Raw genomic sequence first — 11676 nt, forward strand, 5'->3', positions numbered from 1 at the left:
GCTCGGCGCGCGCGATCAGCGGATGGCGGGGGAAGACCCGCAGCGCGATCCGGCCGCAGTCGAAGCCCGGCGCGACGTCGTGCACCGGCAGCCCCGCGTCGGCGACGGCCAGACCGCCGCCGCCGGTGGCCACCAGCACGTCGTGGTCGGCGTCGCGCAGCGCGAGCGCGAGCGGCACCAGCGGGAAGACGTGCCCGACCAGCGGCGCGGAGACGATCAGTACGCGCATGGACGGGATCCTATGCCGACCACGCCGATGCGGGGTGCCCGCTGAGCGTGGGCGGCGCAGCGGTGCGACGCGCCGGACCGGGCCCGGTGGCGCTGCCGGTGGCCGGGGTCGGTCGGCTGGTCAGCCGGTCTGCCGCTGGTCGATGATGCGGCGCATCTTGCCCATCGAACGCTCCACCGCGTCCGGGGCGAGCACGTCCACCGCGACGCTCACCCCGATGGTGTTCTTCACCGCCTCGACGAGCATCGCGCCGGCCCGCTCGGCGGCGTCGACGGCGACCCCGCCGCGCCGCTCCACCCGCACGGTCAGGGTGTCCAGCCGGCCGTGCCGGTCGAGAACGCACTGGAAGTGCGGCGACAGCTGCGGGGTACGCAGGATCAGCTCCTCGATCTGGGTGGGGAAGATGTTCACCCCACGAACGATCATCATGTCGTCGGTGCGGCCGGTGATCTTCTCGATCCGGCGCATCGGTCGGGCGGTGCCGGGCAGCAGCCGAGTCAGGTCGCGGGTGCGGTACCGCACGACCGGCATCGCCTCCTTGGTCAGCGAGGTCAGGACCAGCTCCCCCTGCTCGCCGTCGGCCAGCACCGCCCCGCTGACCGGGTCGATGATCTCCGGGTAGAAGTGGTCCTCCCAGAGGTGCAGCCCGTCCTTGGTCTCGACGCACTCGATGGCCACACCGGGCCCCATCACCTCGGAGAGCCCGTAGATGTCGATCGCGTGGATGTCCAGCTGCCGCTCCATTTCGCGGCGCATGTCCTCGGTCCACGGCTCCGCGCCGAAGATGCCCACCCGCAGCGAGGTCGAGCGGGGGTCGATGCCCTGGCGGTGCATCTCGTCGACGATGGCCAGCAGGTAGCTGGGCGTGACCATGATGACCTCGGGTTCGAGGTCGCGGATCAGCAGCACCTGACGCTCGGTCATGCCGCCGGAGACCGGGATGACGGTGCAGCCCAGCTCCTCGGCCCCGTAGTGCGCGCCCAGGCCGCCGGTGAAGAGCCCGTAGCCGTACGCGACGTGCACCCGGTCGCCGGGACGGCCGCCGGCGGCCCGGATCGAGCGGGCCATCAGCCGCGCCCAGGTTCGCAGGTCGTCGCGGGTGTAGCCGACCACTGTCGGGCGGCCGGTGGTGCCGGAGGAGGCGTGCAGCCGGGCGACCCGCTCCCGGGGAACGGCGAACATGCCGAACGGGTAGTTCTCCCGCAGCTCCGCCTTGCCGGTGAACGGGAAGCGGGCCAGGTCGTCGAGGTCCCGGCAGTCATCGGGGTGCACCCCGGCCGCGTCGAACGCCCGCCGGTAGTGCGGCACATTGTCGTACGCGTGCCGCAGCGTCCAGCGCAGTCGGTCGCGTTGCAGGGCGCGCAGCTCGTCGAGGCTGGCGCGCTCGACCGGCTCCAGCTCTTCGGGACGAGGGGTGCGGTCCTGCATCGCGTGCCTCCTTGGCGCGGCGGTCCCGGTGGGGCTGCGGGTACCGTACGCCCGCCGGTCCGGGGACTGACGCGGCGGTCAGCGAGCGGCGGGCAGCCGGTGCAGGGCGTCGACCAGCGGCGCCAGCTCGGGGGTGGCCTCCGCCTCGGCGAGCGCGTCGGCGAGCACCCGGTCGTGGGTGGGCCGGGCCTGGGCGAGCAGCTCGGACCCGGCCGGGGTCAGCTCGGTGTAGATGCCGCGCCGGTCGTCCGCGCAGAGGATCCGGGTGAGCAGGCGCCGCTGCTCCAGCCGGGTGACCAGGCGGGTGGTGGCGCTGCCGGAGAGTGCGGCGGCACGGGCGAGCTGGCTCATCCGCATGTGCCAGCCGTCCTGGCGGGAGAGCGCGTCGAGCACCGTGTATTCGACGACGGACAGCTCGTGGCCGGCCTGGAGCGCCCGCTCCAGGGACGTTTCGATCAGCCCATGCAGGGCGGCGAGGGTGCGCCAGCCCTGGGCGCGGATCTCGACCGCGTCGTCGCCGATGCCCATGCCGGCCTCCTCGGGTGTGATCCGACCGGCACCAGGCTACCACGCTTGCGCGGATATACGGCGTGTGCAAGTATTTCGTTGTTGGCGCGGGTAGTTGCACGCGCTCCGTATATGCCCCCTCCCCGATCGGAAGACCATGTCCGTACGCCCCTCAGCACCGCCACCCGGCCTGATCGCGCTGGCCATCGGCGCCTTCGGCATCGGACTCACCGAATTCGTGATCATGGGCCTGCTGCCCGACGTGGCCACCGACCTCGCGGTCAGCGAACCGGTGGCCGGCTGGTTGATCTCCGGCTACGCGCTGAGCGTGGCCGTCGGCGGGGTGGCCCTCACCGCGGCGGTCACCCGACTGCCGCGCAAACCGGTGCTGCTCGGCCTGATGGTGCTCTTCATCATCGGCAACCTGCTCTCCGCTGTCGCCGACGACTACCCGGTGCTGATGGCTGGCCGGATCGTCGCCGCGCTCTGCCACGGCGCGTTCTTCGGCATCGGCGCGGTGGTCGCCGCCGACCTGGTCGCACCGGCCCGCCGGGCGGGCGCCATCGCCATGATGTTCGCCGGCCTGACCATCGCGAACGTGCTCGGCGTCCCCTTCGGCACCTTCCTCGGCCAGCACTTCGGCTGGCGGTCGACGTTCTGGGCGATCACCGCCATCGGGGTGGTCGCGCTGATCGGGCTGGCAGTGCTCATCCCGGGTCGGGACACCGCCACCGCGGACCGCCCAGCCGGCGGGCTGCGCGGCGAACTGCGAGCCTTCACCCATCCGCAGGTCTGGCTCTCCCTGCTGATCACGGTGCTGGGCTTCGGCGGGATGTTCGGCGCGTTCACCTACATCGCCTTCACGCTCACCGAGGTCAGCGGCTTCGCCAGCAGCACCGTGCCGTGGCTGCTCGTCCTCTTCGGGGCAGGGCTCTTCGCCGGCAACCTGCTGGCGGGCCGGGCGGCGGACCGCTCGCTGTCGCGCACCCTGGCCACCGTCCTGGCGGCGCTCACCGTGGTGCTCGTCGGCTTCGCGCTGACCGCGACGAGCCCGGCGCTGACCATCGTCGCCCTGGTGCTGATGGGCGGGTTCGGGTTCGCCACGGTGCCGCCGCTACAGATGCGGATCATGCGGTACGCCGACCAGGCGCCGACCCTGGCGTCCGGGGCGAACATCGCCGCGTTCAACCTCGGCAACGCGCTGGGCGCCTGGATCGGCGGGGTGACCATCGCCGCCGGTCTCGGCTACACCTCACCGATCTGGGCGGGCGCCGCGCTCACGCTGGCCGGCCTGATCGTGCTTCTCGGCGCGCAGCGGCTGGCCCGGCGCGACGAGCCGGCGAAGGACGAGGCGGCGCTGGCGCGGACGACGGTGTGACCTCGCCGGACGGGGACGCCGGGCCGGGTGGAAGCCCGACCCGGCGTCGCCCTGATCATCGCCCTGCCATCTTCTCGCAATTGCAAATTATGTGCAACAGGGCCTGGACAGCACATCGCGACTGTAATTAGCTTGCTCGTTATGAGTCCTTACATCACGGATCCCTGGGCCTGGCAGGAGAGCTGGGACCGCCAGCAGGAGGCCTACCTTCCCGACCGGGAACACCGGTTCACCGCCATGCTCGACACCGTCGACGCGGTCCTCGACGGCCGACCGCCGCGCGTGCTCGACCTGGCCGGCGGCACCGGCACCCTCACCCTGCGGACGCTGTCCCGCTTCCCCGCCGCCGAGGCGACAGTGGTCGACCTCGACCCGGCGCTGCTCGCCATCGCCGGCGCCTCGCTGGCCGACCGGGCCACCATCATCACGGCCGACCTCAACACCCCCGGCTGGCAGGCCGCGCTCCCCCACCACGAGTACGACGCCGTGCTCACCGCCACCGCCCTGCACTGGTTGCCGGCCGACCGGCTCGGTCAGCTCTACGCCGAGCTGCGCGACGTGCTGCGACCAGGTGGGGTCTTCGTCAACGCCGACCACATGCCGGACGACACAGTGCCGGAGTTGACCAAGCGACTGCTGGACCGGGCGCGCGACAGGCGCACCGCGCGGTACGCCGCCGGCTCGACGCTGTCCTGGTCGGACTGGTGGGAGCGGGCCGAGGCCGATCCCGTGCTCGGCCCACTGGTCGCCCAGCGGCGGACGATCTACCCGACCGGGCACAGCCCCGAGTGGAACCCGCCGGCCTCCTGGCACCTGGCCGCGCTCACCGAGGCCGGCTTCGGCGAGGTCGGCACGGTCTGGCGAGGCGGCCCGGACGCCGCTGTCGCGGCGGTGCGCTGACGCCGGCAGTGCGTTAATGCCGGCTGGCGCCGGGACTACGCTGAGGAGCCGTGCCAGAGCCGTTCGAGCCGCGTACCGACCCCGACGTCGACCTGCGCGTTCCCGCCGACCGCCGCGAGCTGACCGCTCACCCCGCGACGATCCTCGCCACGATCGCGGCCGGCGGGGTGCTCGGCGCGCTGGCCCGGGCCGGCCTGCAACACGCCGCGCCGCACCCGCCGACCGGCTTTCCGTGGGCCACGTGCACCGTCAACATCTCCGGGTGCCTGCTGATCGGCGCGCTGATGGCGGTGCTCGGTCACCTCGGCGGTGGGCACCGGCTGGCCCGCCCGTTCCTGGGGGTGGGGGTGCTCGGCGGCTTCACCACGTTCTCCACCTACGCGGTGGACATCCAGCAGGCGCTGCCGCCGGCGCCCCGGGCACCGCCCTGGCCTACCTGGCCGGGACGCTGCTCGGGGCACTCGTCGCGGTCGGGTTGGGCGACGCGGTCACCGGTGGCCTGCTGCGGCGTTGGTCGCCCCGATGACCGTGCTGCTCATCGCCCTGGGCGCGGCCGTCGGCGCGCCGCTGCGCTACCTCACCGACCGGGCCGTGCAGTCCCGGCACGTGTCGGCGTTTCCCTGGGGCACCCTGACCGTCAACGTGATCGGGTCGCTGCTGCTCGGCGTACTCGTCGGGTGGCCGGCCGGGCCGGCGGTCAGCGCGTTGCTCGGCACCGGGTTCTGCGGCGCGCTGACCACCTACTCCACGTTCAGCTACGAGACGCTGCGGCTGACCAGGGACGGTCATCGACTGCTCGCACTGGCCAATGTGCTGGGCAGCGTCGCCGCCGGGCTCGCCGCGGCCACCGCCGGCTACCTGCTGGCCCGGGCGCTGGCGGGTTGATCAGCCAGGGCGGACCGACCACACCGAAGGTATATACGCGAGGTATACACCCGGTGTAGCCTGCTCGATATGAGCGTTCCACTGACCCTCCTCGGCCTCCTCGAACGGGAGCCCAGCCACGGGTACGACCTCAAGCGCGACTACGACACCTTCTTCGGGCGGGGCAAGCCGCTGCCGTTCGGCCAGGTCTACTCCACCCTCAGCCGGCTGGCCCGGGACGGCAAGGTGGTGATCAGCGACGTCGCCCCCGGCTCCGGCCCGGACCGCAAGCGCTACATCATCACCGACGTCGGCGCGACCGAGGTGGAGCAGTGGTTGACCCAGCCGGTCGAGCCGGAACCACACCTCCAGACGGTGCTCTTCGCCAAGGTCGTGCTCGCGCTGATGCTGGACCGCCCGGCCGCCGACTACCTCGACACCCAGCGCAGCGCGCACCTGCACCGGATGCGCGAGCTCACCGAGATCAAGCGCGCCGGCAGCCTGGTCGACGCGCTGCTCGCCGACCACGGCCTGTACCACCTGGAGGCGGACCTGCGGTGGATCGAGATGACCGGCGCCCGGCTGGACGCCCTCCGCAAGGAGGTGCGGCAATGAGCGTCGTCATCGAGGCCCGCGACGTGACGTTCGCCTTCGGCCAGACCCCCGCCCTGCGCGGCGCCAGCGTCGCCGTCGAGGCGGGCGAGATCCTCGCCATCATGGGCCCCAGCGGCTCCGGCAAGTCCACCCTGCTGCACTGCCTCGCCGGCATCCTGGTGCCCGACTCCGGCGAGATCAGCTTCGCCGGCGCCCGGCTGGACACCCTGGCCGAGACCCAGCGCAGCAGCCTGCGCCGGGACCGGTTCGGCTTCGTGTTCCAGTTCGGCCAGCTCGTTCCCGAGCTGACCGCGGTGGAGAACGTGGCGCTGCCGCTGCTGCTCAGCGGGGTTCGCCGCACGTCGGCGCTGGAGCGGGCGAAAGCCTGGTTCGCGCGCCTCGGCCTGGACGGCCTGGAAGAGCGCCGCTCGGGCGAGCTCTCCGGCGGGCAGGCGCAACGCGTCGCCCTGGCCCGTGGCCTGGTCGCCGAGCCGCAGCTGCTCTTCGCCGACGAGCCGACCGGCGCGCTCGACTCACTCACCGGCGAGCAGGTGATGGACCTGCTGGTCAGCGCCGCCCGGGAGCAGGGCACCACTGTCATCCTGGTCACCCACGAGGCCCGGATCGCCGCGTACGCCGACCGTGAGGTGATGGTCCGCGACGGGCGCGTCAACGCGCCGGACCGGATCGTTTCATGATCGCCTTCGGGCTCCGCCTCGCCGTGGCCGGCGGCCGCGAGGCGCTCACCCGCCTGGTCGTCATCGCCGCCGCCGTGGCGGTCGGCAGCGGGCTGCTACTGACCACCCTGGCCGGCGTCAACGCGGTCAACGCCCAGCTCACCCGGTACGCGGCGGTGTACCCCAACGCCTCGACGGCGGGCTCCGCCGACCCGCTGTGGTGGTCGACCCGGGACGACTACTTCCACGGCCAGCAGATCGTCCGGATCGACGTCGCCGGCACCGGACCGGACGCGCCCACCCCGGCCGGCGTCCCGTCCACTCCGGGCCCCGGCGAGTTCTACGCCTCACCCGCGTTGCGGGAGCTGCTCGCCGCCCACCCGGCCGACCAGCTGGCCGACCGCTACCCGGGGCGTGACCTCGGCACCGTCGGCCCGGCCGGGTTGCCCTCACCGGACACCCTGCTCGCCATCGTCGGCGGCACCCCGGACGCCGTCCGCGCGCTGCCCCACGCCCGGCAGGTCAGCAACGTCGGTGACACGCCGGCGCTCCCCGAGGCCACTGTGGACCTGATCCTGGGGGTAATCGCCGGTGGGCTGCTCTTCCCGGTGCTGATCTTCATCGGCACCGCCACCCGGCTCAGCGCCGCCCGCCGGGAGCAGCGCTTCGCCGCGATGCGGCTGGTCGGCGCGACGCCGCGACAGATCGCGACGGTCGCCGCGGTGGAGGCGGCCGCCGCCGCCGTCGCCGGCACCGCCGTCGGCTTCGGCCTGTTCTACGCGTTCCGCAGTCCGCTCGCCGCATCCCGTTCACCGGTATGCCGTTCTTCCCCACCGACATGTCGCTGGGTGTGCTGGACATCCTGCTCGTGGCGCTCGGCGTGCCGGCCGGCGCGGCGCTGGCGGCGCGGGTCTCGCTGCGCCGGGTCCGGATCTCACCGCTGGGCGTCACCCGCCGGGTCACCCCCCCCCCCCCGCGCGCGTACCGGTTGATCCCAGCGGCTCTCGGTGTCGCCGTGCTCTTCTTCGCCATCGGTTTCCGGCCCGAGACCTCCGACGGCCAGGCGGCGGTGTTCCTGCCCGGGCTGCTGCTCATCATGGCCGGCCTGGTCCTGGCCGGTCCCTGGCTGACCATGGTCGCGCCCGGATCATGGCCCGGTACGCCAGCCGCCCCGCCACGCTCATCGCCGCCCGACGCCTCGCCGACAACCCGAAGGCCGGCTTCCGGGCGATCAGCGGCATCATGCTCGCGCTCTTCGTGACCAGCGTGGCCGTCGGCGTGATCACCACGATCGTGGCCAACCGCGGCCCGGCGCCGGTCGGCTCGACCGACGCGGGCACCGTGAGCACCGTCTTCGACGAGAAGGCGGCGTCGGTGCCCGACGCGCTCTTCGCCGAGCTGCGCGCGATCGACGGCGTGCGCTCCACGACCGCCATCCGGGAGGACCCGGACCTGATGAACGGTGGCGAGGGCGGGATGATCGCCTGCACCGACCTGCCGAGCGCGTACGGCCGGTGCGCCGACGGCGCGAGCGTCATCGAGGTGCCGTTGGGCCTCAGCCGCTGGCGGGAATCGGCATCGCCCGCGACGGTCTGGCCCGCCGCGTCGCTCACCCTCGACGAGTTGCGGCGGCTGCCGGCGGTGTCGATCGTGGTCGGCACGGACGGCTCCGCCGCCGCGATCGAGCGCACCCGCACCGTGCTGGAGATCGCCTACCCGACCTTCTGGGTCGGGCCGAACGTGCCCGGCGACTTCGAGTCGGACTTCGCCAACACGCTGCGCGGCTGGGAACAACTGGCAAACGTCATCATCATCGCCAGCCTGGCGCTCGGCGGATGCAGCCTGGCGGTGAGCGTGATCGGCGGCCTCACCGAACGCCGACGCCCGTTCAGCCTGCTCCGCCTCAGCGGCGCACCGGTACGGGTGCTGCGCCGGGTGGTCGCGCTGGAGAGCGCCGTGCCGATGCTCGCCGTCGCCGCGGTGGCCATCGGGATGGGCCTGCTCGCCGCCCACCTCTTCCTGCGCGCGCAGATGGACTACCGGCTGATCGCGCCGGAGCCGCGCTTCTACGTGATCGTCGTCGTCGGGTTGGCCGCCTGCCTGGGTGTCATCGCCTCGACGCTGCCGCTGCTGGAACGCGTCACCGGGCCGGAGACCGCCCGCAGCGAGTAGTCAGTCAGTGGGCCCGGTGGTCGCAAGAGCGACCACGGGCCGAGGACGAAGACCGCGGGTGGGCCGATGTCCGCGCGGGCGGCGACCGCGCCGATCTCGTCCAGCCGGGCGGGCACCGACCGCTGGTGCGGCTGCCCGGCGTCCTGCACGGCGAGCACCGGGGTCTCCGGGGCACGGCCGTGCTCGATCAGCGCCGCCGCGATCTTGGCGATGGTGTCGACGGCCATCAGCAGGACGACGGTGCCCCGGGCGCGGGCCAGCGCCGCCCAGTCGACCAGCGAGTCGGGATGCCCGGGTGGCAGGTGCCCGGAGACCACCGTGACGTCGTGCGCCACGCCCCGGTGGGTCACCGGCACGCCGGCCAGGGCCGGCGCGGCGATCGCGCTGCTCACCCCGGGCACCACCGTCACCGGTACCCCGGCCGCCACGCAGGCCTGCACCTCCTCGTGGCCGCGGCCGAAGACGTACGGGTCGCCGCCCTTGAGCCGGACCACCCGGCGGCCGGCCTTGGCGTGCGACACCAGGGCCGCGTTGATCGCCTCCTGGGCCATCGACGGGCCGCGGGGCACCTTCGCGGCGTCCACCACCAGCACGTCGGGCCGCAGCCCGGCGAGCAGACCCTGCGGGGCGAGCCGGTCGACCACCACGACGTCCGCGGCGTCGAGAAGGGCCTTCGCGCGTACCGTGATCAGGTCGTCGGGCCCCGGCCCGCCACCGACCACCGCGACCGAGCCCTGGTCCTGGTGGTGGTGGTCGTGGTCGTGTCCGTGGTGATGGTGGTGCCCGACCGGGTCGTCGGGGTGGTCGTGCGGGCGTTGCGGGCGACCGACCTTGTCGGCGAAGCCGGGCATCAACACCCGGTACGCGCAGGTGTCGCAGTTCATCCGGATGTCCCCGCCCAGCGCCTCGGCGTAGCGCTCCCGGACCAGGTCGGCCAGGGCGTCGCAGTCGCCGATCACCTCGGCCACGCGCACGTCCAGGTCGGGGTGGGCGGCGGCGAACTCCGCCGACTGGGCCACGATCCGGTCCGGCAGCACCCCGGCGAACAGGAAGTACGGCGCCACCACGATCCGCCGCGCGCCGAGCCGGCGCAGCCGCTCCAGCACCGCCGGGACCGACGGTTCGGCGAGGGAGATGAACCCCGGTTCGACGCCGGCGTAGCCGCGTCCCTCCCAGAGCAGCCGGGCGACCTTGGCGACCTCGGCGTTGGCGTCCGGGTCGGTGGACCCCCGACCGATCAACGCGACGAACGTGCCGGCCCGGTCGGCACCGGCGAGGGCGGCGTCGACGCGCTCTTCGAGGGCGGTGTGCAGCAGCGGGTGCGGGCCGAGCGGGCGGCCGTAGCGGTAGCTCAGCCCGGGGTGGCGCCGCTGCTCGCGGGCCATCGCGGCGGGGATGTCGCCCTTGCCGTGCCCGGCGCCGGTGAGCACCAACGGCAACGCCACCAACGCCCGGTGCCCGCGCCCGACGAGCGCACCGACCGCGTCGGTGAGCGGCGGACGGGACAGCTCGATGAAGCCGCCCTCCACGTCGCCGGTGTCACCGCGGCGGCGAACCCGGTCGACGAGGGCGGCGAACTGGTCGACCCCGGCCGCGCTGCGCGTGCCGTGCCCGACGATGACCAATCCGGTCATGACTTCTCCTCGACGTAGAGCAGGGCGTTGAGGGCGGCGGCGGCGACCGCCGAGCCGCCCTTCTCCCCCACGTTGGACACGGCGGGCAGGCCGCTGGCCCGCAGCGCCGCCTTCGACTCGGCCGCACCCACGAAACCGACCGGCAGGCCCACGACCAGGGCCGGCGCGGCGTCCACAGTGAGCAGTTCGACAAGGGCGGTGGGCGCGCAGCCGACCACCCAGACCGCGCCGGGGCCGACCCGGTCCCTGGCGATCCGCACCGCCGCCGCTGAGCGGGTGATGCCGGCGGAGCGGCCCAGCTCGGCGGCGGCCGGCTCGGCGACCGGGCAGACCAGCTCCAGGCCGGCCCGGGTGATGCCGGCGGCGACCATCGCCACGTCGGTGACCACCGGCGCCCCGGCGCGCAGCGCGGCCAGCCCGGACTCCAGGGCGGCCTCGTCGCAGACCAGGTCGTCGACGTAGCAGAGGTCGGCGCTGGCGTGCACCACCCGCTCGGTCACCGCCCGGCTCAGTGGTGGCAGCTGGGACAGGTCGACCCGCTCGCGCAGGATCCGGTACGACTCGACCTCGATCGGGTGCACCACCCGGCTCATCGGGTTCCTCCAGGTTCGGTCACGGGGTCGGGGTCGAGCACGCGGATCGCGTCGACCGGGCAGATCTCCAGGCACTCCAGGCAGCCGGTGCAGCGGTCGGCGCGGACGCTCAGGCCGCCGGGGACCGGCCGGATCGCGTGCGTGGGGCAGGTACGCAGGCAGGCGCCGCAGCCCTGGCAGGCGTCGATCGTCACGAGCGCCACCGGTACCCCCGGGGTGTCACCATCCGGCCGGCCACCAGCCTGGTGTCGCTGTTGCCGACCACCACGACGCTGTACATGTCGACCACGGCCGGGTCGAGGGTGGCCAGTGTCGCCAGGTGCACCCGTTCGCCGGGACGGCTGGCGTTGCGCACCACCCCGACCGGGGTGTCCGGTGGCCGGTGCGCGCCGAGGATGCCGAGCGCCTTGCCGAGCTGCCAGTCCCGGGCCCGGCTGCGCGGGTTGTAGAAGACCGTTACGAAGTCCCCCTCGGCGGCGGCGGTCACCCGCCGCTCGATCACCTCCCACGGGGTGTGCAGGTCGGAGAGGCTGACGTAGGCGTGGTCGTGGCCGAGGGGCGCGCCGAGCAGCGCGCCGGCCGCGAGGGCGGCGGTCACCCCGGGCACCCCCACCACGTCGATCCGCTCGTCGGCGTACTCCAGGGCCGGGGCTGGCCATCGCGTACACCCCGGCGTCGCCGGAGCCGATCAGCGCGACCG

Annotated in this window: 11 protein-coding genes and 4 pseudogenes; 8 read left to right on the plus strand and 7 right to left on the minus strand. The window is 73.6% G+C overall.

Annotation, left to right across the window (positions count from 1 at the left end):
• The 3 genes and pseudogenes from JM949_RS27685 to JM949_RS27695 form a co-directional block, all read right to left on the minus strand.
• Nucleotides 1-229: pseudogene (locus JM949_RS27685) on the minus strand (glycosyltransferase); the annotation flags it as partial.
• Nucleotides 230-349: 120 nt separating this feature from the next.
• Complete coding sequence (gene paaK, locus JM949_RS27690) at nucleotides 350-1657, minus strand: phenylacetate--CoA ligase PaaK (protein WP_203151153.1); 1308 nt, start codon at nucleotides 1655-1657, stop codon at nucleotides 350-352.
• Between the two features lie 78 nt (nucleotides 1658-1735).
• Nucleotides 1736-2185: a MarR family winged helix-turn-helix transcriptional regulator gene (locus tag JM949_RS27695; RefSeq protein ID WP_203151154.1), complete on the minus strand. Its 450-nt coding sequence runs from the start codon at nucleotides 2183-2185 to the stop codon at nucleotides 1736-1738.
• 136 nt (nucleotides 2186-2321) lie between these two features.
• Between JM949_RS27695 and JM949_RS27700 the strand changes: the two genes are divergently transcribed.
• The 8 genes and pseudogenes from JM949_RS27700 (at nucleotide 2322) to JM949_RS37825 (ending at nucleotide 8749) form a co-directional block, all read left to right on the plus strand.
• Nucleotides 2322-3542 carry an MFS transporter gene (locus JM949_RS27700; RefSeq protein WP_203151155.1) on the plus strand — a complete coding sequence of 407 codons (1221 nt, stop codon included), beginning with the start codon at nucleotides 2322-2324 and terminating at the stop codon, nucleotides 3540-3542.
• A 141-nt stretch (nucleotides 3543-3683) separates the two neighbouring features.
• Nucleotides 3684-4442 carry a class I SAM-dependent methyltransferase gene (locus tag JM949_RS27705; protein WP_203151156.1) on the plus strand — a complete coding sequence of 253 codons (759 nt, stop codon included), beginning with the start codon at nucleotides 3684-3686 and terminating at the stop codon, nucleotides 4440-4442.
• A 92-nt stretch (nucleotides 4443-4534) separates the two neighbouring features.
• Nucleotides 4535-4968, plus strand: a pseudogene (locus tag JM949_RS27710) (fluoride efflux transporter FluC).
• Nucleotides 4965-5327, plus strand: a complete 363-nt coding sequence (gene crcB, locus JM949_RS27715) for a fluoride efflux transporter CrcB (RefSeq protein ID WP_203151157.1) — start codon at nucleotides 4965-4967, stop codon at nucleotides 5325-5327. Before JM949_RS27710 ends, crcB begins: the two are co-directional and overlap by 4 nt.
• 69 nt (nucleotides 5328-5396) lie before the next feature.
• Nucleotides 5397-5921: a PadR family transcriptional regulator gene (locus JM949_RS27720; protein WP_203151158.1), complete on the plus strand. Its 525-nt coding sequence runs from the start codon at nucleotides 5397-5399 to the stop codon at nucleotides 5919-5921.
• Entirely contained in the window at nucleotides 5918-6598 is a 681-nt protein-coding gene (locus JM949_RS27725; protein WP_203151159.1) for an ABC transporter ATP-binding protein, read from the plus strand. Before JM949_RS27720 ends, JM949_RS27725 begins: the two co-directional genes overlap by 4 nt.
• Nucleotides 6595-7569 (plus strand): FtsX-like permease family protein, encoded by a 975-nt coding sequence (locus JM949_RS37820; protein WP_238433998.1) that lies wholly within the window; start codon nucleotides 6595-6597, stop codon nucleotides 7567-7569. Before JM949_RS27725 ends, JM949_RS37820 begins: the two co-directional genes overlap by 4 nt.
• A 157-nt stretch (nucleotides 7570-7726) precedes the next feature.
• Nucleotides 7727-8749, plus strand: coding sequence for an FtsX-like permease family protein (locus JM949_RS37825; protein ID WP_238433999.1), 1023 nt, complete (start codon nucleotides 7727-7729; stop codon nucleotides 8747-8749).
• Between the two features lie 35 nt (nucleotides 8750-8784).
• Here the strand turns inward: JM949_RS37825 and cobA are convergent.
• From cobA to JM949_RS27750, 4 genes and pseudogenes are all read right to left on the minus strand, one after another.
• A pseudogene (cobA, locus tag JM949_RS27735) lies at nucleotides 8785-10383 on the minus strand (uroporphyrinogen-III C-methyltransferase); the annotation flags it as partial.
• Nucleotides 10380-10976, minus strand: coding sequence for a precorrin-8X methylmutase (locus tag JM949_RS27740; protein ID WP_203151160.1), 597 nt, complete (start codon nucleotides 10974-10976; stop codon nucleotides 10380-10382). The pseudogene cobA and the gene JM949_RS27740, both read right to left, overlap by 4 nt.
• Entirely contained in the window at nucleotides 10973-11179 is a 207-nt protein-coding gene (locus tag JM949_RS27745; RefSeq protein WP_203151161.1) for a DUF362 domain-containing protein, read from the minus strand. The genes JM949_RS27740 and JM949_RS27745 overlap by 4 nt, the downstream gene beginning before the upstream one ends.
• Nucleotides 11167-11676 (minus strand): annotated as a pseudogene (locus tag JM949_RS27750) (SAM-dependent methyltransferase); the annotation flags it as partial. The gene JM949_RS27745 and the pseudogene JM949_RS27750, both read right to left, overlap by 13 nt.

Source organism: Micromonospora tarensis, from assembly GCF_016803395.1.
GTDB lineage: Bacteria > Actinomycetota > Actinomycetes > Mycobacteriales > Micromonosporaceae > Micromonospora > Micromonospora tarensis.